This is a genomic window from Neobacillus niacini (assembly GCF_048572935.1).
GTDB lineage: Bacteria > Bacillota > Bacilli > Bacillales > Cytobacillaceae > Neobacillus > Neobacillus niacini.
On record NZ_CP183883.1, the window covers coordinates 1,979,084 to 1,999,038 of the forward strand.

Consider the following 19,955-nt stretch of genomic DNA (forward strand, 5'->3'; position numbering starts at 1 on the left):
AAATATGAAATTATTAGTTACAGGCGGAGCTGGCTTTATTGGCAGCAACTTTGTCCGTTATATGGTAAATAAATATCCTGAGTACAAAATAGTTAACCTTGATTTATTAACATATGCGGGAAATCTTGAAAACCTTAAAGATATTGAAAATGCATCCAACTATAAATTTGTTCGTGGTGACATTGCAGACCGTGAATTTATTAATGGTCTTTTTCAAGAAGAAAAGTTCGACTATGTGTTGAATTTTGCAGCAGAATCCCATGTTGACCGCAGCATTACGGATCCTGGAATCTTTGTTCAGACAAATATTCAAGGAACATTGGCACTTTTGGATGCGGCTAAAACATTTGGTGTTACAAAATATCTTCAAGTTTCAACAGATGAGGTTTATGGAACATTAGGTGAAACAGGTTATTTCACTGAAGAGACACCTTTAGCAGCAAACAGTCCGTATAGTGCAAGTAAAGCAGGTGCGGACTTACTTGTTCGTGCTTATCATGAAACGTTTGGTCTTCCTGTGAATATTACACGTTGCTCAAATAACTATGGTCCTTTCCACTTCCCTGAGAAGCTTATTCCTTTAATGATCATTAATGCACTACATGATAAGGAACTGCCGATTTATGGAGATGGGTTGAACATTCGTGATTGGCTTCATGTTGAAGACCATTGCCAAGCAATTGATCTTGTTCTTCACAAAGGACGTAATGGTGAAGTGTACAATGTCGGCGGCAATAATGAACGTACAAACATTGAAATCGTAAAAACTATCCTTAAGCATTTAAACAAGCCAGAGTCTCTAATGAAGTTCGTTACAGATAGACCTGGCCACGACCGTCGTTATGCGATTGATGCAACAAAGCTTCGTACTGAGCTTGGCTGGTCGCCGAAATATAACTTCGATACCGGAATTGAACAAACCATTAATTGGTATTTGAATAATCGTGAGTGGTGGGAAAACATTATCTCTGGTGAATACCAAGATTATGTGAAATCTCAGTATGGCGACAGATTAGGGGTAGAATAATGAAGGTTGTTGTAACAGGTGCTGCGGGTCAGCTGGGCAAGGACGTTCTTTTAGAGTTAGAGCGGAAGAACCACCAAGCCTATGGGTTAGATCGCCAGCAATTAGATATTACGATTGAAGAGGACGTTATGGCTTATATCAGTGAGGTAAAGCCTGATGTGATTCTTCACTGTGCAGCCTACACAAATGTAGACGCTGCAGAAGAAAATGAAGATGCAGCTTACGCAGTCAATGCTGCTGGTACGGAATATTTGGCAAAGGCAGCCAAGCTTAATGGAGCGAAAATGCTCTATGTGAGCACGGATTATGTTTTTGATGGCAGTGCAAATGAACCCTACGAGGTGGATGAGCCAACAAAACCACTTGGTGCTTATGGACGAACCAAGCTTGCTGGTGAACAGCTTTTACAAAAGCAATTGGATGAATTTTTTATCGTTCGTACGGCTTGGGTGTTCGGTATCCATGGAAATAACTTTGTTAAAACAATGCTTCGTCTTGGCAAAGAACGTGGAGAAGTCGGTGTGGTACATGATCAGGTTGGTTCCCCAACCTATACAGTCGACCTTGCACAATTCATGGTTGAATTAATGGAAACCGATAAATATGGAGTATACCATGCAACTAACAGCGGTATTTGTTCTTGGTATGAATTTGCGGTAGAAATATTTAAACAGGCGGAATTGAATGTAACGGTCAATCCGTTAACGAGTGATCAGTTCCCGCGTCCTGCAGCACGACCTAACTATTCAGTCTTAAGTAAGAAAAGGATTGAACAGGAGGGTCTGAACCCTCTACGGGATTGGAAAGAAGCACTTGCTGCCTATTTAAAGGAGTCTAACGCATAGTCTGCCTTAGATTTGCCCCTTTCATAAAGAAAGGGGTTTTTAGGTTTTGAAAAAATATTTTGTGGAAATATAAATTTATGTAACCTTAATAAATCGATAACCGTCTAAGACATTGAAAGAGAATAAATTTAATGTAGCAATTTGTCAAAATGTGAATGGTACTACTAAACAAAGAATTCAATTTCATTCCTATTACACAAGTATTATTCTATTTTCATTTATCTTTCAATCTTATTAAAGTGCGGTAAATTGTCGTATAACCTAGTTTATTTCTATAAAGGACTATGCTATAATCCATTAGGATAAGTAAATCGGTGACATTAATTAAACTATTAAAGTAATAAAAATATAGATACGTATAACATGGAGGGGCATATGCTTTATATTACTCTAGCTACCTGTTTTTTTGCGTCCATACTACTTACACCGCTAGTAAAGAAATTAGCATTTAAAATAGGAGCAACGGATAAACCAAATCAAAGGAAAGTCCACTCACGTATTATGCCTCGACTTGGAGGATTAGCGATATTTCTTAGCTTTATTATTGGAACACTCATTAGTAAACCCAATTATTTAATGTATGGAGAATTTCATTGGTCCATTATTATCGGAAGTTTCATTATTATCCTAACTGGGATGGTAGACGATGTGAAGGAAATTTCTCCAAAAATAAAACTGCTTGGCCAAGTAGCTGCTGCTGCAGTTGTTGTAATCTATGGCGGTTTGAAGGTAGAATTTATCAACCTGCCTTTTGGTGGTATTATTGATTTTGGTTATTTAAGCATTCCAATCACTATGATTTGGATTATTGGAATTACAAATGCAATTAATCTTATTGACGGTTTAGATGGTTTAGCAGGTGGAGTATCGACGATTGGATTATTTTCTATCGCAGGAATGTCCATGATAATGGGTAACCAATATGTTACCATTATGGCTCTTATAGTGGCAGCTAGTACGATTGGATTCCTTTTTTACAACTTTCATCCTGCAAAGATTTTTATGGGAGATACTGGTGCTCTGTTCTTAGGATATATGATTGCTGTACTTTCTTTGCTTGGTTATAAGAATATTACATTTATTTCATTGATTATTCCTGTTATTATTCTTGGCGTTCCAATTTCTGATACATTCTTTGCGATTATTCGCCGTCTTGTTAACAAACAGCCATTATCGGCACCAGATAAATCACATCTTCATCACTGCTTGTTGAAAATAGGATTTACACATCGTCAAACGGTTTTATTAATTTATGCGATGGCTGCGCTGTTTGGTTTAGCTGCGTTTATTTTTTCACAATCAACCGTTTGGGGTTCTATCATTGTGATACTGGCGTTATTAATTACTATAGAATTGGTTGTTGAGAGTATAGGGCTTGTACGTGAAGACTATAAGCCGCTGTTAAAGTTTATCAAAGGGCTCAGACCAATTAATGTGAAAAATAGATAATTCGTTTAAAAAAGTCTAAAACATTGTTTTAGGCTTTTTCTATTTCTCTTGCAGACCTGCACCAAGAAGAACATTTTCTCATTTATTATAACTAAAGGAGAGGATTAGTAATGTTAAAAATTTCTTGGGATGCAGGACATGCTGGCTTTGGTGTTACACCAGGTAAACGTGCGCTTGACAACTCCATGTATGAATGGGACTTTAACGATGGTGTGGTTGACTATGCCATGGAAGCTCTGTCACATTACGAAAATGTCGAACAATTACGTGTAGACGACCCTTCCGGCAGAGTAGATGTACCGTTGTCCGAACGGGCTAATCGCGTAAATCAATGGGGTTCACACCTCCATATCTCCGTACACGGCAATGCTGCCGCTCCATCAGCAAATGGAATTGAAACATACGTTCATCCGTCTGCTTCAGCACTTAATCGCGATATTGCCCTGCATATTCATAACTATGTAGTTAACCGTACGAATCGCAGAAACCGTGGCCTTAAGGAGGCAGATTTTCAAATCTTACGCACAACAAATGCGGATAGTCTTCTGATTGAGGGCGGATTTATGACAAATCCCGAAGAATTAGCGTTAATGAAAACAAACGAATACCGTGCTACAGTAGGCCGAGCTATTGTAGACGCGATTGTGACAAAGTTCAATTTAAAGAAAAAGAATCAAGTGGTAAACCAGCCGACAAACGTAATTCGTTATATAGATACTGGTGGTTATGCGGGTCCAGCCTTGTTAGACATGCATAATTATCTATTGAAGTCGGGACATAATTATGATACAAAGCGGGGAACAGATGGTTCCATTATTTTTTTAGTCGGTCCATTTGATACGGGTATGGCAAATTACCAAGAAGCCACCGCCTCAATCTCAAAATTTGATAGCAATATGAGGATACTGACTCGAGAACAAGCCGCTGAGTGGAGACAATAGGTTAGAAAGCAGTCAAGCTGACAGAATAAAAGTTCATAGGTAAACACCGAGTCTAAACATAGTTTTAGACTTTTTTTAAATTATGGCTGTGTTATATCATGCTGTTTATCGGCGCTCCAGACGCTCCAGAAACCAGCCTAAGTAAAATAAGCGGAGAATTTCCGGATAAATGCAGAACGGAGCCTGTTTGGGGATGGATAAGCGGAAGTTTTCCGGTTATGTATAGAAAAACCTCTCATTTTTTAAATTTTCAAGCCAATAGGCGGAATCTCTCCGTTTATTTGAGCTCTTTTTCATGAAAATTATTAATTTAGCGGAATTCCTCCGTCTATTTGACACTCTCAAAATTAATAAAATCAACCATAACCATTAACACAGCCTAAATTATTTAAAAAATTGATTTGGCTATATTTTACTTCACAATCCCCGTTTTCGAAATTACTTTTATGGATATGATACTATCGAGGAGGTTCACAATGCTTTTTTTTACCTTGATAGTTTGTTTTATCATAGCCATTCTTATTACTCCACTTATAAAAAAGTTAGCTTTGTTTATAGGAGCTACGGACAAGCCAAATCAGCGAAAGGTTCATCAGTCCACCATGCCAAGGCTGGGCGGTTTAGCTATTTTTATTAGTTTTATTATGGGGATCATGATTTTTAAACCCATAAACCCAGCTTCCATATCTATACTAATTGGTAGCACGATTATAGTTATTACAGGAATTCTTGATGATTTATTGGAGCTTTCAGCAAAGTATAAGTTAATTGGTCAATTAGCAGCTGCTTTTACAGTGGTTTTCTTAGGTGACCTGCAGGTTTTTTTCGTCAATCTCCCTTTTGGAGGACAGTTGGAGCTTGGTTACTTAAGTATTCCCTTTACCATTCTTTGGATTGTCGGAATTACAAATGCTATTAACTTAATTGATGGCTTAGATGGACTAGCAGCTGGCGTGTCCTCTATCGCCTTGGTGACAATTTCATGGATGGCGCTTATCCAAGGGAATTTGTATGTAGTTGCAGTCGGTACGATCGTCTTAATGGGTACATTAGGCTTCCTCTTCTATAACTTCCATCCTGCGAGTATTTTTATGGGTGATACAGGGGCAATGTTTTTAGGATTTATCATTTCAGTTCTCTCCTTGTTAGGATATAAAAACGTAACGTTTATTTCCTTTATCATTCCGGTAATTATACTCGGTGTTCCTATATCAGATACTTTTTTTGCCATTATGCGAAGAATTATTAATAAACAGCCGTTATCTGCACCTGATAAATCACATTTGCACCACTGTCTGTTAAGACTGGGTTACTCTCACAGGCAAACTGTGTTATTAATTTATGCGATGGCAGCCTTCTTTGGGTTAGTTGCTGTTATTTATTCACAAGCAAGAATCGGCGTCTCCATTTTCTTAATCTGCCTGCTCATTTTATTAATGGAGTTTATTGCTGAAAAGATTGGTTTAATGGGGAATAACTTTCATCCATTACTAAAGATTTTACGTATGTTTGGGATTACGACGGTAAAAGACCGATCCTAAAAAAAGTGACTGACTCAAAATGGCACAATCTGTGGCATTTGAGTCAGTCACTTTTTTCTAGAGTAAAACTTCCAAATAATCTGTTTCGCCTTTTGTAAGACCTGCCTGTCCATTTGTAAGTTCTGTTAACCATTCAAAAAACGTACTCACTTGGTCTTCATTCACATAAACTTCCACTTCAACAATGTCAAGGTAATGAATTTCCTTTATGATATATTCTGACTCCCGGAGTTCTTTTTCAACCTTCCCAAGCCAAGTATAATCAATCTTCACATGAACAACTTGAACAAGTCTTCTTTCAACGATACCAGCTGTTTCCAGACCCTCTGAAGTAGCCTTTCCATAGGCGCGAATTAATCCGCCGGCACCTAGTTTAATCCCCCCAAAGTAACGGGTAATTACAACCACTGTATCTTTCAGTTTCTTTTTTTTCAGCACTTCAAGAATCGGAACGCCAGCAGTGCCACTGGGTTCACCGTCATCATTCGCTTTTTGAATTTGGTCATTTTCACCTATCAAATAAGCTGAACAATTATGATTGGCGTCCCAGTATTTTTTCTTTAGGATTTGGATAAATTCTTGCGCTTCCCCTTCATTTTCTACTCTCTTAATATGGGCAATAAAACGTGATTTTTGAATAACTATTTCATGCTCGGAAACTTCTTTCCTAACTGTTAGATACCGAGATAGCATGGTTTCTCCCCCCAACATTTTGTTACAATATAATAAAAAAGACACGGGTGTAATATAACTTTAATATAGAAATAATTTTCCCGTGTTATAATATATAATGTTCAAATAGTGAAAATCAATTTTCTTAAAATAGTAGTTTTGCTATTAACCATTATACTACTTAGGAACTATACACAGTTGGGAAATTTTTTGGTTTAATGCTTAGAGATAGTAAAATCTTACAATTAGCGTTAAACTAGAAAAAAGGTCTCTGGAGGAGAGCATGGCGAAAATTCAGAAGATTAATGTGAAATCGATTGATGAAATCCGTGAAGAGATGATTGAAACGGTCACGAGCAGTAAAAGTGATATCTTTCAAATAAGTGAGCAATGCCGAAAAGACTACGAGAATATGACAACTGAATTACGCACCATTCAAGAAATGATGGTGAAATTGAATGCTGAAGAGGATCGTCTAGAAGAACTGGTACTAAAGGCGAGATTAACCTTATCAGAGCTTAGTATGAATTTTAAAGCATACACCGAAGCTGAGGTGAGGGAAGCTTACGAGAAAGCACATCAGCTGCAAATGGATTTGTCTATCAATTGGCAGTATAAAAAACAACTATTAGATAAACGAGCGGACCTCGAGCGCAGGCTGCTGGGATTGGACGAAACAATTGATCGTGCCGACCAGCTTATCTCACAAATATCGGTGGTCATGAATTACCTCATGAGCGACTTAAAACTTATGGGTGAAGAATTACAGAATGCAAAAGCCAAACAGGATTTTGGCTTGAAAATTATCGAAGCCCAAGAAGAAGAGAGAAAACGACTTTCTAGAGATATCCACGATGGTCCTGCGCAAATGCTTGCAAATGTTATAATGAGATCTGATTTAGTAGATCGTGTTTATCGGGAGCAAGGGCCAGAGGAAGCTTTTAAAGAGATTGGAAGCTTTAAAAAAATGGTTCGTGCTGCACTCTATGAGGTCCGGAGAATTATTTATGACCTTCGTCCGATGGCCCTTGATGATTTAGGCCTAGTGCCTACCCTCAGAAAATATTTACAAACCATCGAAGAGTATCATAACAAGTCTAAAATTGAGTTTATTCCGATTGGTATAGAACGCAGACTTCCAACCAAGTATGAAGTCGGTCTATTCCGATTGATTCAAGAATCGGTGCAAAATGCATTAAAGCATGCCGATGCTTGTGAAATAAAAGTAAGACTGGAAATGACCAGAAATGAATTAACCGTTCTAATTAAGGATAATGGTTCTGGATTTGATACCAATCAAAAAAAGCCGGAGTCATTTGGAATCATTGGAATGAGAGAACGAGTAGAGCTTCTTGAAGGAAACATAACGTTTGAATCTAAAATAGGAAAAGGAACGGCTGTTTTTATTGTCGTGCCATTACCATCATAAACGAAAATAAAATGCATTTATATTGGAGCAGGAGGGGAAATAAATGATGACGAAGATTGCGATTATCGATGACCATCAGCTATTCAGAGAAGGGGTTAAACGAATTCTAGAGTTTGAAAAAGCATTCCAGGTTGTTGCCGAAGGTGATGACGGAAGTGACGCGGTGACGATTGTTAATGCCTATAATCCTGATGTAGTGATTATGGATATAAATATGCCTAACATGAATGGAATCGAAGCTACACGTGAGCTATCTGAAAAATTCCCAGACACCAAGATTATCATCTTATCCATTCATGACGATGAGAACTATGTGACCCATGCGCTGCAAACTGGAGCTAGAGGCTATTTGCTTAAGGAAATGGACGCAGACGCTCTTATTGAGGCTGTCAAGGTTGTGGCTGAAGGCGGCTGCTACTTACATCCAAAGGTAACTCATAATTTAGTAAACGAATACCGTAAGTTGACTGCGGGACGTACTGGCGGGGGTGCTTTTGTTCAAACGCTTGAATTAAGACGTCCGCTGCACCTGTTAACGCGCCGCGAATGCGAAGTACTACAAATGCTGGCTGATGGTAAGAGTAACCGCGGAATTGGGGAAGCATTATTTATCAGTGAAAAAACGGTAAAAAATCATGTGAGTAATATATTACAAAAAATGAACGTCAACGACCGTACGCAAGCGGTTGTAGTAGCCATTAAAAACGGCTGGGTTGAAGTTCGATAATTTATTTAGAGGGCACGCACTCGAATTGGGCGTGCCCTCTATGTTTTTCATTAATTTTTAGATAGAATAGAACAAAACATATATTTAAGGATGGTTCCAATATGAAAACAGCAGTTGTTACGGATAGTACTGCTTACATACCCAAAGAATTAAGAGATAAATGGAATATTCACATGATCCCGTTAAATGTTATTTTCAGTAATGAGGCGTATCAGGAAGAAGTGGATATTACGGCAGAACAGTTCTATCAACAGGTAAAAGAGAAGGAACTTCCAACCACCTCTCAGCCTCCAATCGGACAGTTTGTCGAACTGTTTGAACAATTATCTAAAGAGTATGATGCTGTCATCAGCATCCACCTTTCCAGTGGAATCAGTGGGACTTTTGCTGGAGCTGTCACGGCAAGTACAATGGTAGAACATATTAAGGTCTATCCGTTTGATTCGGAGATAAGCTGTATGCCACAGGGACTATATGCAATTGAAGCTGCAAAAATGGCTTTAAATGGTGAGGACGCAGCTAACATTATGTCCCGTCTAATGGAATTGAAAAAAACCGCACGTGCCTATTTTATGGCAGATGACTTGTCCCACTTACAGCGTGGCGGACGTCTTTCCAGCGCGCAGGCGATTATTGGAAGTCTGCTTCAAGTGAAGCCTCTTCTTCATTTTGAGAACAAGGTGATTGTCCCATATGAGAAAATCCGTACCCGAAAAAAGGCAATGAAGCGAATTGTTGACCTGTTGGGAGAAGACGCTGCAGGCGGCGAGCCCTATCAAGCTGCGGTGATTCATGCTAACCGTGAAGAAGAAGCACTAGACTGGAAGTCAGAGCTTGAAACCTTGTATCCAAACGTTGAATTCACGATAAGCTACTTTGGCCCGGTGATCGGAACACATCTAGGAGAAGGTGCCATGGGTCTAGGGTGGATGAGAAAATAATGGATGTTGAAGCCGGGCTAAAGCCTGGCTTATCAATTGTGTATGAGCTATTTTTAATAGTGATATTATTTGAAAAAAGGCAGGTATTTTGAAAGCTCTTGTTGAATTTTTTTAATAGCAAATTTTAATACAAAAGAAAGGGTGCTGCTTTCGTGCGTTTTCTTATAAGAGACAATTTTATAACTCCCCTTAAAGATAATAAAAACTCACTTCCCATCTCCCAAATCCGAACCATTCCACAGCCGGCATTAAACCCTGATTATGCCTACAACCCTAATCTCCAGAAGCTTCTTACAGGCAAACAGCTTTTGCTGGAAGACCTGCCATTCCCTATTAAAGATATCCAAGAACATTATGAAAATGGCTATATTACTTATCGAAGCGGCATTGAATATAGAAGGAATCAACCAAGTTGTTCTCGATGCGGTAACAAAGAAGAGAATTGGTTTGCGCATTTTCCATGTGCCAGATGCGGAGAGTTATGCGTATATTGCCGTAAATGTCTGATGATGGGAAGAATCAGTGCTTGTACTCCTTTACTTGGCTGGAACGGCCCCGCTCCAGAGCACCATTTGCCTGAAACTATTCTTGGGTGGAAAGGGCAGTTATCGCCGGGGCAGCAAACCGCTTCGAATAGGGTAGTAGAGACAGTGCGGAACATGTCTGAGCTTCTGGTATGGGCGGTTTGTGGAGCTGGAAAAACCGAGGTTCTTTTTGCTGGAATTGAATCTGCGCTTGCTGCCAAAAAGAGAGTCTGTATAGCAACGCCACGTACAGATGTAGTCCTAGAGCTTACACCGAGGCTGAAAGCAGCCTTTCCTAGAATTAGTGTTGCTTCCTTATATGGAGGAAGTGAGGACCGCCACCTGTATGCCCCGCTTACGATCGCCACTACACATCAGCTGATGCGTTTTTACCACGCTTTCGATACGATTATATTGGATGAGGTAGATGCCTTCCCTTATACAGCTGAGGAATCTCTCCAGTATGCTGCTATACAGGCAAGAAAGCCAGAATCAGCCATGATTTATCTAACGGCCACACCCAATGAAAGATGGCAAAGAGAATGCCGAACGGGAAAAAGAGCTTTTGTCACCATCCCAGCCAGATTTCACCGTCATCCACTTCCTATGCCAGGTTTTAAGTGGTGCGGAAATTGGCAAAAGCAATTGAAAAAAGAGAAGCTGCCTGCAATTATTCTCACTTGGATAAAGGATCGGCTAGAGAATAAAAAGCAAGCTTTATTGTTTTTCCCACACATTGCCTTAATGGAAAAAGCCCTCCCCATCCTTCGAACATTAGTCCCCGAGATTGAAGCCGTTCACGCTGAGGATCCCGACCGTAAAGATAAAGTTCAAAAAATGAGAAACAAAGAGATTCCTTTATTACTAACAACAACGATTTTAGAACGGGGTGTAACATTTCCCAACATCGATGTGGCTGTTGTCGGTGCGGAAGATGACATATTTACTGAAAGCGCACTTGTTCAAATTGCAGGAAGGGCAGGAAGGAGTAAAGATTTCCCCAATGGAGTCGTAACATTCTTTCATTATGGTAAAACGGAGGCAATGCTAAAAGCGAGAAGACAAATTCAAACAATGAATCAAGAAGGAGTGAGAAGGGGGCTAATCGATTAATGAAACTATTCACTCAAGCTCGATGTCTAATTTGCCATGAAATAATCCAGCCTGAAATGGGATGGAAGACTATTTTTTCAGTAGAAAAAGAACTAATTATATGTTCTACCTGCGAAGGAAAATTTGAAATGATTAAAGGAGAACAATGCAAGCTATGCAGCCGTCCGTTTCAATTTCTAGATGAAAGGTTTCGTCATGGTGATATGTGTTATGACTGTAAACGCTGGGAGGAGGAAGACGATTGGACGGGATACCTTGATTCCAATCACTCCATCTATCTATATAACGATTTCTTTAAGGAGGTCATGGCTGCCTTTAAATTCCGCGGTGACTATGTATTGGCGTTAATTTTCGCTGAAAAAATAAAGGATTTCTATACAAAGATACAGCCCGACTTAATTGTACCTATCCCATTAAGTAATGAGCGGCTTTATGAGCGGGGATTTAATCAAGCAGCAGCACTGTTAATTGAGTCAGGTTTAACCCCAAACATGTCTCTAACCCGAATCCATTCTGAAAAACAATCGAAAAAATCACGGTCAGAACGGATTCATATTCCACAGGTTTTTGAAGTCGTGGAACAAATTGAATTAATAGGAAAACATATTCTGCTCGTAGATGATATTTATACTACCGGTTCAACGCTTAGGCATGCCGCAAAACTGTTAAAAGAATCGGGAGCGAAAAGAGTTCAATCCTTAACACTCGCACGATGACCATTATTAATACTTCAGCCCTAAGGATTTTTGTGCATTTTCCATGTCATTCCCAAGTAAACGGCCTAAATTATAAGACGGATAAAGTCCATTTTTGTACATATAATTAGAAAAGCCGTTCATCCCCTAGTGTTAAACTACTTTTTTAAAACAGTCCTTTAAGCCGGCGGCACTTTTTCTAAGTCATAAAAGTGGTAAATTGTCCCTGATCATAATAGACTAAAGGTGTAGGATCTCTAAAAAAGGGTATATATCTGTTGTAGATTGGTTGTCACTATTTTCCCAGTGTTTTTGTCAAAATTTCGACAAAATTTTAATTCTGATTTAGCAGGATAATCAAAGGGTAAAATAGAAATGTAATACATAGGAATATAAAGGAGGAATCCACAAATGAATTATAACGTTCGTGGTGAAAACATTGAGGTAACTCCAGCAATTAGAGATTACGTTGAAAAGAAAATTTCCAAATTGGAACGATATTTCACAGAGGCACCTGAAGCAAAGGTAAATGTGAATTTACGATTCAATCAAGATAAAACATCAAAAGTAGAGGTTACCATCCCGCTTCCAAATTTAGTTCTTCGAGCAGAAGAAACAAATGTAGATATGTATGCAGGCATTGACCTAATCTCAGATAAGCTTGAGCGACAAATTCGCAAGCATAAAACAAAGGTAAATCGTAAATTCCGTGAAAAAGGTGATTTCCCGATTACATTTGCAACTTCTGAAAATACTGAAGCTGTAGATCACGATGAAGAAGATTTAGAGCTTGTTCGTACTAAGCGCTTTGATCTAAAGCCAATGGATAGTGAAGAAGCGATTCTTCAAATGAATCTATTAGGACACAGCTTCTATGTATTCAACAATTCTGAGACTAACCGTACAAACGTAGTTTATAAGCGTAAAGATGGCCGTTACGGCTTAATTGAAACACACTAATTAGATCCATAGGCGCAGTTCCGAGCAATTGGAGCTGCGTTTTTTTGATGTCCTATTATTCTAACTTTTTATATAATTAGAATTTACAGTGCCATGACGGAATTAGCACAATACTATGCTGGACTATAAAAAAATTTTGCTTATTACAGGAGGCTTTACTAATGACGTTTTCAATCGTAGGCTTTGATCCAATCGAAAAAGAATGGGGAATCGCCGTTCAATCTAAATTTTTAGGTGTAGGTGCGGTGGTTCCTTGGGCAAAGGCGGGTGCTGGGGCAGTAGCTACTCAATCTTATGCCAACACGTCTTATGGTCCAAAAGCCCTTGAATTAATGGGGCAAGGAAAATCTGCCCAGGAAACGCTTGAACTGTTGTTAGCGGATGACCCAGAAAAAGAGATGCGTCAGGTTGGGCTGATTGACGCTTCTGGAAACCCAGCGACATTTACAGGAAAAGAGTGTTACGATTGGGCTGGCGGGGTGACAGGCACCCACTTTGCAGCCCAAGGGAATATTTTAGTGGATGATAAAACAGTACAAGCCATGGCACTAGTATTTACTGAAACCGATGGACCACTTGCAGAAAGACTCCTGGCTGCATTAGATGCTGGGCAGGAAGCGGGAGGAGACAGCAGAGGAAAGCAGTCTGCTGCACTGTATATAGTGAAAGATAAAGGCGGTTATGGAGGCTTTAATGACCGTTATATTGATTTAAGGGTAGATGATCATCAAGACCCAATTAAAGAGTTAATACGAATTTATCAGCTTCAGCAATTGTATTTTGCACCATCAAAGCCTGAGCGAATCGCTGTGATTGAAGGAGAAATCAAAAATGAGTTAATTCATCATTTGAATGGGTTGTCCTATTTAAACAATGAATCACCAAGCGATAAGGAGATTTTCAAGGCCCTAACAGCCTATATTCATACAGAAAACTTTGAAATGAGAGAACAGCGTTCAGGGTTGATTGATTTAGAAGTTCTTGAGTTTATGAAAAAATCATAAAACCTTTTCTCCTCCTAATTCACTTTAGGAGGTTTTATTTTGGCTCTGTTTTTATTTATTGGTGATTTTCGTGAAGGGGTGAGAATTAATATGCGGAGAAATTCCGGCTATTGTATATAAAGGAAGCAAAGAGGCAGATATAAGCGGAGATATTCCGGTTAACTGCTTTAAATAAGTCAAAATCAAAGGATTTGGATACTTAAGCGAAAAAACTTCGCTTATTTTAAGGTATTAGCGCTATTCCCCAATTTAAACGAAAATTCTCCGCTTATTTTCCAAACACAAAAAAATAAACATTTAATTTTCACAGAGCCTATATTTCAATAACACTATTTAAATAATGGTAATATTGTTATTTTGTTGAAATATAGTATAATAGTTCTAGATTTTAAATCTAAGGGGGTAGGTACAAAGTGGGAAAAACTTATTTAAAAGTGGCAAGTGTTTATTTTACCATTGGGGTGCTGGCCGGTCTTATTATGGGAATTATTCATGATTTTCGATTCACATCTGTTCACGCACATGTTAATTTACTAGGCTGGGTAACCATGGCATTGTTCGGAATTATTTATCACTTTTATCCAAATGCGGCAAATTCAAAGCTTGCTAAAATACAATTCTGGTTACACAATATTGGGGTTCCTGTAATGCTAGGAGGGATTGCGCTCCAAATATTAGGTGTTTCCGCAGCTCTTTTACCAACCATCATTGGTTCATTGGCAGTGGTAATTGGCGTTATCTTATTTATGGTCAATGTATTTAAATATGTTGGAAAAGACTCAAATTACGATTCTGATAAAAACGTATCGCTATAAACATTCTTGCACACATGATTGTCTATCATGTGTGCTTTTTTATATTCAAGTTATTTATTCTAAAAATGACTTAAAAGTATATTCGATACTAATCTGTCAAAAATGGTACTATTGAATGGATAATAATTAGATACATAGAGGAAGTGAGGGTGAATGTTGATGGCTGAAGCGGCTGGCCGGAACGAACCTTGTCCATGCGGGAGCGGGAAGAAATATAAAAAGTGCTGTGGGGCAAAGGAAGCTGTGTCGATCACACATGTTCTTGAAAATGAAATGGATGATTTGCAGAAGAAATTGCTTCATTTTGCTCTTAATAATTTTGAAGAGGACGTCTATAAAGGTTTTGAAGAATATCAGGATTACTTTGATATTGAAGAGGAGGAGCGCCAGTTTTACGAATTTGTTTACACCATTTGGTTTTCATTGTTTCATGCCCTGGAAGACGGGGACACCATACTCGAAAAATTTATTACTGCAGAGGTTGGGAGACTTAAACGACCGAAATTGAAACAGATTCTTCAATCTTGGACTGAAGCTAGAGCGATTGCCGGAGAGATTACTCACATTGATAATCATTTGCTTACAGTAGTGGATGGTCTATCATCTCAGAAATTTGAGGTAACTGCGACTGATATACATAAATCGTTTCAAACAGGGTTATTTTTTATTGGATTCCTGCTTCCTTTTGGTGAAAAGTATGTGTTTTTCCCAGCACCGTTTGAGCTGCCAGATTTACCTGTTGATCAGGCGACGGACTATATAAAACAAAAAGGTTTTACAGCTGACTATGAGTCTTCACAGGAATTTTTAAAAGACTTCTTTATGGAGATAATGGTTGGGCTCACTAGGATTCGCGGTGTGGTAGACATTAATAATATGGAATGGCAGTCGCCGGTTTATAAAGAGGTGGCGGAGCTGTTTATGAAAAGTATGGAGTCACTTGGAGAAATGCCGTCAACTGTAGATATCGGAATCATTCTTTGGTTTCAATTTTGCCAGCGAAAGCAGAAAAAGATTAAAAAGCCAAATCTATATGCAGCTTCTCTTCACTATTTAATGACTTTGTTTAACGATATGGTTTCACCGATGACTCAAAAGGAAATCGCTAAGTTATATAGTGTGCCAGTAGGGTCCCTTTCCTCTACATATATTGAAATGGATGATGAATTAGAGGAAGATATAAAAAGAATGATTGAAATTTCGTATGAAGTTGAAAATGAGAAGTATGACCCATTACAGACAATCCCATTTAACAGGAACAATGGACCAATGCCGACGGAACAAATAATGCAGGAAGCATTGGCGGGAATTCAAGAACAGGATTTTACTACAATTGAAGAAATAAATGACTATTTAAACAAAAAGCTTAGTAACCCAGTCCCTAAAAAAGCAACCACGTCAAAAAAAGGACAAGCACAACAGTTAATATACGAGGCGATGGAAACCCAGGGTTCACGACGCTATAAGCTTGCAGAAGATGCGCTAAGATTAGACCCCAACTGTGTTGACGCCTATGTGATTCTTGCGGAAGCCGCGTCAGATGAAGAGGAAGCTATGAGGCTAGCTAAAAAAGGAATGGAAATTGGGAAAAAGGAGCTCGGGAAAGCCTTCTTTAAAGAAAACAAAGGATATTTTTGGGGGGCACTTGAAACAAGGCCATATATGCGTGCGAAAGCCATTTATGCCGATACGGCATTGGAATTAGGATATGAGATGGTTGCTATAAACGAATACGAAGAACTTCTTGAACTGAATCCAAACGATAATCAAGGTATACGATATGTACTGTTTCCTGTTTATTTGGAAACAGGTAATTTATTTAAAGCAGAAAAGTTGTTGAAACAGTACGAAGAAGAAACCGCACATGGCGTATACAACAAACTTTTACTCGAATTAGTGAGAAACGGGTTTAGTGAAAAAGCCGCGAGACTGTTGAAGGCAGCAAAAAAAGTAAACCAATATGTTATTAGGTATCTCACAGGAAAAAAACAACTGCCTATGTATTTACCGGAACTTTATGGCTGGGGTGACGAAAACGAGGCGATTATCTATGCAGACAATCATCTTCACTTATGGAAGAAGATAGAGGGATTACAAAAGTGGATAAATAAACATTAAAATCGAGAGGTGATTCTCTCGATTTTTTAATACCGGTTCATCTTGACCATCTTTGGTTCCCGCACCGCAACAATTTCACCATTAAAGGGAATCAAAGATCACCTTTGATGCCCGATGAGCAACAATTTCACACCGAAAGGGAATCCAAACCAACCTTTGGTTACCGCTTAATAGAATTTCCACTAGTGAAGGAAATCAAAAACCATCTTTGATTCCCTTCATCAGCTTTTTCGCCAATAAAGGGAATCCAATCCCTCACAGATTAAGAGAACATATACTTAGTAAAATAAAGGGCCGGCAGTTTATGCCGACCCTCTAATTTTATTTGCCTGCACCATGGCAGTTTTTATATTTCTTTCCACTTCCGCAGTAGCATGGATCATTTCGTCCGATGTCCATTTGGTTTACTTTTGGTTTCTTTTTAACAGCTTCTCCGTCTTCCTTCGGATTCACAGCCTGTCCTTTTGCAACCTCTTGGCGCTCAAGGTTGTTACGGATTTCCGCTTTCATAATATACATGGAAGCTTCTTCTTCAATAGAGAGAACCATTGCCTCAAACATTGCGAAGCCTTCATGCTGGTATTCACGAAGAGGGTCAATTTGTCCGTAAGCACGGAGGTGTATACCCTGGCGAAGCTGATCCATTTGGTCAATATGGTCAATCCACTTGCTATCAACAGCACGAAGAGTAACAACTTTTTCGAATTCGCGCATTTGCTCTGGTGAAAGGATTTGTTCTTTTTCGTCGTAACGTTCTTTCACCTTTGCGTAAATCGCTTCTGTCATTTCCTCAGGATCTTTCCCTTTTAATTGTTCGACAGTAATGTCACCTTCATGAAGCAGGTTAGCATTTACGTAATCGATAATACCCTGAAGGTTCCATTCTTCTTCATCCTCATGCTTATTCGCATGTGCTTCAACATTTCGCTGGATGGTTGAGAGAATCATTTTTTCAACAATTTCACGCAGGTTTTCAGATTCTAACACTTCGTCACGCTGTGTATAGATAATTTCTCGCTGTTGACGAAGAACGTCATCATATTGTAAAAGCTGTTTACGAGCGTCGAAGTTATTGCCCTCTACACGTTTTTGTGCAGATTCAACTGCTCTTGAAACCATTTTACTTTGAATAGGCTGTGTATCATCCATTCCAAGGCGTTCCATCATGGCTTTCATGTTGTCAGAACCGAAGCGGCGCATTAGTTCATCTTCCATTGATAAGTAGAACTGAGTCACCCCAGGGTCTCCTTGACGACCGGAACGTCCACGAAGCTGGTTATCGATCCTTCGGCTTTCATGACGCTCTGTACCGATTACCGCAAGACCTCCTAACTCAATAACACCTTCACCAAGTTTGATGTCTGTACCACGTCCTGCCATGTTTGTTGCAATTGTTACAGAACCTTTATGACCGGCTTCAGCAATAATTTCCGCTTCACGCTCATGGTTTTTGGCGTTTAAGACATTATGTTTGATTCCTTTTTTTAATAAATATTTAGAAATAAGCTCAGATGTTTCAATGGCCACTGTACCCACAAGTACTGGCTGTCCCTTTTTATTGCGCTCAGCGATATCCTCAACAACGGCACGGAACTTGCCGTCCATGGAAGCATAAATTAAGTCTGGGCGGTCGTCACGGGCAATGGGTCTATTGGTAGGAATCACAACAACGTTCATATTATAAATGTTACGGAATTCTTCCTCTTCCGTTTTCGCCGTACCAGTCATACCTGCTAGCTTTTCATACATACGGAAGTAGTTTTGGAAGGTGATCGTAGCCATGGTCATGCTTTCGTTTTGAACTTCCAACCCTTCTTTTGCTTCAATGGCCTGATGCAAACCTTCACTATAGCGACGGCCTTTCATTAAGCGGCCCGTAAACTGGTCAACGATGATGATTTCACCATCTTGAACAACATAATCAACATCTAAGTGCATGCTGACATTTGCCTTCAAGGCTTGGTTGATATGATGGTTTAAGGTTACATGTGAAATATCAAATAGATTTTCTATTCCAAAAGCCCGTTCTGCTTTATTGATACCATCTTCCGTAAGCATGACGCCTTTTGTTTTTTCGTCATAGGTAAAATCTTGATCTTTTGTCAGTGTTCGAACAAATGCATTTGCTTGAATATAGAGTACAGCTGACTTTTGAGCAGAACCAGAGATAATTAACGGTGTACGTGCTTCATCAATTAAGATCGAGTCAACTTCGTCAATGACTGCATAGAACAGAGGACGCTGTACTTTTTGTTCCTTATAAAGGACCATGTTATCCCGTAAATAATCGAAGCCAAACTCATTGTTTGTACCGTAGGTAATATCACAGGCATATGCTTCTTGTTTTTCTTCCTTCGACATGCTGTTTAAATTTAATCCAACTGTTAGTCCCAGAAATTGATATAATTGTCCCATTTCATTCGCGTCACGGCTAGCCAAGTATTCGTTGACGGTAATAACATGAACACCTTTTCCAGAGATAGCATTTAAGTAAACAGGCATGGTAGCAGTTAAGGTTTTACCTTCCCCGGTCTTCATCTCAGAAATATTTCCTTCATGGAGAGAAATTCCCCCCATTAATTGGACACGGTATGGATATAATCCAAGTACCCTGCGTGCTCCTTCACGAACCACTGCAAAGGCCTCTACTAGCAGATCGTCAAGTGTTTCACCTTTTTGATAGCGAAGCTTAAACTCTTCTGTTTTTTCACGGAGCTGGTCATCACTTAATCTTTCTGTTTCTTGGGCAAGTGCATCAATTTGGTTTGCCATTTTGTCCAGTCGTTTCAGCTCGCGTTTATTAAGGTCAAATACTTTATTTAAAATCCCCATCATATGATGAAACGCTCCTTTATGTCTGATTTTCATATTTAATAAATTCGCTTTATATTCCCAATAATCCTATCAAAAGTATCGATAAATATCCTTTATATCTTACCACTTCCATAATAGAGTGACAACATTGTTACCGTTTTAGCCATATTTACAATAGTGAATCTTTGAGGTCTACCGTTCAATTAAAAATTGCTTATTTCAATTTTGTCAAATTTTTGTATGCAAATTCAATTTAAGTTTCTGGATAAAGGAGAGTAAATGATAAATTAATATACATATTTTTGAATAAATATAAAACAAAGCGGAGGTTTACAACTTG

16 protein-coding genes are annotated in these 19,955 nt (G+C 38.9%); 14 read left to right on the forward strand and 2 right to left on the reverse strand.

Annotated elements, in window-relative coordinates; all coding sequences use genetic code 11:
• Positions 1-4: 4 nt before the first annotated feature.
• The 5 genes from rfbB (at position 5) to ACN6MT_RS09240 (ending at position 5,803) form a co-directional block, all read left to right on the forward strand.
• Complete coding sequence (rfbB, locus tag ACN6MT_RS09220) at positions 5-1,027, forward strand: dTDP-glucose 4,6-dehydratase (RefSeq protein ID WP_419955652.1); 1,023 nt, start codon at positions 5-7, stop codon at positions 1,025-1,027.
• A complete protein-coding gene (gene rfbD, locus ACN6MT_RS09225; RefSeq protein WP_419955653.1) occupies positions 1,027-1,872 on the forward strand; it encodes a dTDP-4-dehydrorhamnose reductase in 846 nt (281 codons plus the stop codon). Before rfbB ends, rfbD begins: the two co-directional genes overlap by 1 nt.
• Positions 1,873-2,247: 375 nt before the next feature.
• Positions 2,248-3,321 carry a glycosyltransferase family 4 protein gene (locus ACN6MT_RS09230; protein ID WP_063252003.1) on the forward strand — a complete coding sequence of 358 codons (1,074 nt, stop codon included), beginning with the start codon at positions 2,248-2,250 and terminating at the stop codon, positions 3,319-3,321.
• A 110-nt stretch (positions 3,322-3,431) separates the two neighbouring features.
• The gene (locus ACN6MT_RS09235) at positions 3,432-4,262 is read left to right on the forward strand and encodes an N-acetylmuramoyl-L-alanine amidase (RefSeq protein ID WP_419955654.1); all 831 of its coding nucleotides are present in this window, start codon (positions 3,432-3,434) and stop codon (positions 4,260-4,262) included.
• Positions 4,263-4,738: 476 nt separating this feature from the next.
• Complete coding sequence (locus tag ACN6MT_RS09240) at positions 4,739-5,803, forward strand: glycosyltransferase family 4 protein (protein WP_419955655.1); 1,065 nt, start codon at positions 4,739-4,741, stop codon at positions 5,801-5,803.
• Positions 5,804-5,860: 57 nt separating this feature from the next.
• Here ACN6MT_RS09240 and ACN6MT_RS09245 read toward each other — a convergent pair whose 3' ends face one another.
• Positions 5,861-6,496 (reverse strand): YigZ family protein, encoded by a 636-nt coding sequence (locus ACN6MT_RS09245; RefSeq protein WP_419955656.1) that lies wholly within the window; start codon positions 6,494-6,496, stop codon positions 5,861-5,863.
• A gap of 262 nt (positions 6,497-6,758) precedes the next feature.
• On the opposite strand from ACN6MT_RS09245, the gene ACN6MT_RS09250 reads away from it, so the two are divergent.
• The 9 genes from ACN6MT_RS09250 (at position 6,759) to ACN6MT_RS09290 (ending at position 16,801) form a co-directional block, all read left to right on the forward strand.
• Positions 6,759-7,904, forward strand: a complete 1,146-nt coding sequence (locus tag ACN6MT_RS09250; protein ID WP_419955657.1) for a sensor histidine kinase — start codon at positions 6,759-6,761, stop codon at positions 7,902-7,904.
• A 46-nt stretch (positions 7,905-7,950) separates the two neighbouring features.
• Positions 7,951-8,631 carry a response regulator gene (locus tag ACN6MT_RS09255; RefSeq protein ID WP_157411733.1) on the forward strand — a complete coding sequence of 227 codons (681 nt, stop codon included), beginning with the start codon at positions 7,951-7,953 and terminating at the stop codon, positions 8,629-8,631.
• A 101-nt stretch (positions 8,632-8,732) separates the two neighbouring features.
• Entirely contained in the window at positions 8,733-9,572 is an 840-nt protein-coding gene (locus ACN6MT_RS09260; protein ID WP_419955658.1) for a DegV family protein, read from the forward strand.
• Positions 9,573-9,724: 152 nt separating this feature from the next.
• Positions 9,725-11,209 (forward strand): DEAD/DEAH box helicase, encoded by a 1,485-nt coding sequence (locus tag ACN6MT_RS09265; RefSeq protein WP_419955659.1) that lies wholly within the window; start codon positions 9,725-9,727, stop codon positions 11,207-11,209.
• Complete coding sequence (locus tag ACN6MT_RS09270; RefSeq protein WP_419955660.1) at positions 11,209-11,925, forward strand: ComF family protein; 717 nt, start codon at positions 11,209-11,211, stop codon at positions 11,923-11,925. The genes ACN6MT_RS09265 and ACN6MT_RS09270 overlap by 1 nt, the downstream gene beginning before the upstream one ends.
• 390 nt (positions 11,926-12,315) lie before the next feature.
• Positions 12,316-12,864: a ribosome hibernation-promoting factor, HPF/YfiA family gene (gene hpf, locus ACN6MT_RS09275; RefSeq protein ID WP_419955661.1), complete on the forward strand. Its 549-nt coding sequence runs from the start codon at positions 12,316-12,318 to the stop codon at positions 12,862-12,864.
• 161 nt (positions 12,865-13,025) lie between these two features.
• Positions 13,026-13,868 carry a DUF1028 domain-containing protein gene (locus ACN6MT_RS09280; RefSeq protein ID WP_419955662.1) on the forward strand — a complete coding sequence of 281 codons (843 nt, stop codon included), beginning with the start codon at positions 13,026-13,028 and terminating at the stop codon, positions 13,866-13,868.
• A gap of 413 nt (positions 13,869-14,281) precedes the next feature.
• Positions 14,282-14,683, forward strand: coding sequence for a cytochrome-c oxidase (locus ACN6MT_RS09285; RefSeq protein ID WP_419955663.1), 402 nt, complete (start codon positions 14,282-14,284; stop codon positions 14,681-14,683).
• 159 nt (positions 14,684-14,842) lie between these two features.
• Positions 14,843-16,801: an SEC-C metal-binding domain-containing protein gene (locus tag ACN6MT_RS09290; protein ID WP_419955664.1), complete on the forward strand. Its 1,959-nt coding sequence runs from the start codon at positions 14,843-14,845 to the stop codon at positions 16,799-16,801.
• A 321-nt stretch (positions 16,802-17,122) separates the two neighbouring features.
• On the opposite strand, the gene secA is transcribed toward ACN6MT_RS09290, so the two are convergent.
• Positions 17,123-19,636, reverse strand: a complete 2,514-nt coding sequence (secA, locus tag ACN6MT_RS09295; RefSeq protein WP_419955665.1) for a preprotein translocase subunit SecA — start codon at positions 19,634-19,636, stop codon at positions 17,123-17,125.
• Positions 19,637-19,955 lie beyond the last annotated feature (319 nt).

Excerpts from the sequence above, each read along its gene's own strand:
- ACN6MT_RS09235 (WP_419955654.1), top strand. The coding sequence starts at position 3,432 with ATGTTAAAAATTTCTTGGGATGCAGGACATGCTGGCTTTGGTGTTACA.
- ACN6MT_RS09280 (WP_419955662.1), top strand. The coding sequence starts at position 13,026 with ATGACGTTTTCAATCGTAGGCTTTGATCCAATCGAAAAAGAATGGGGA.
- rfbD (WP_419955653.1), top strand. The coding sequence starts at position 1,027 with ATGAAGGTTGTTGTAACAGGTGCTGCGGGTCAGCTGGGCAAGGACGTT.
- ACN6MT_RS09245 (WP_419955656.1), bottom strand. The coding sequence starts at position 6,496 with ATGCTATCTCGGTATCTAACAGTTAGGAAAGAAGTTTCCGAGCATGAA.
- ACN6MT_RS09255 (WP_157411733.1), top strand. The coding sequence starts at position 7,951 with ATGACGAAGATTGCGATTATCGATGACCATCAGCTATTCAGAGAAGGG.
- secA (WP_419955665.1), bottom strand. The coding sequence starts at position 19,636 with ATGATGGGGATTTTAAATAAAGTATTTGACCTTAATAAACGCGAGCTG.
- ACN6MT_RS09230 (WP_063252003.1), top strand. The coding sequence starts at position 2,248 with ATGCTTTATATTACTCTAGCTACCTGTTTTTTTGCGTCCATACTACTT.
- ACN6MT_RS09290 (WP_419955664.1), top strand. The coding sequence starts at position 14,843 with ATGGCTGAAGCGGCTGGCCGGAACGAACCTTGTCCATGCGGGAGCGGG.
- ACN6MT_RS09270 (WP_419955660.1), top strand. The coding sequence starts at position 11,209 with ATGAAACTATTCACTCAAGCTCGATGTCTAATTTGCCATGAAATAATC.
- hpf (WP_419955661.1), top strand. The coding sequence starts at position 12,316 with ATGAATTATAACGTTCGTGGTGAAAACATTGAGGTAACTCCAGCAATT.
- ACN6MT_RS09250 (WP_419955657.1), top strand. The coding sequence starts at position 6,759 with ATGGCGAAAATTCAGAAGATTAATGTGAAATCGATTGATGAAATCCGT.
- rfbB (WP_419955652.1), top strand. The coding sequence starts at position 5 with ATGAAATTATTAGTTACAGGCGGAGCTGGCTTTATTGGCAGCAACTTT.
- ACN6MT_RS09260 (WP_419955658.1), top strand. The coding sequence starts at position 8,733 with ATGAAAACAGCAGTTGTTACGGATAGTACTGCTTACATACCCAAAGAA.
- ACN6MT_RS09240 (WP_419955655.1), top strand. The coding sequence starts at position 4,739 with ATGCTTTTTTTTACCTTGATAGTTTGTTTTATCATAGCCATTCTTATT.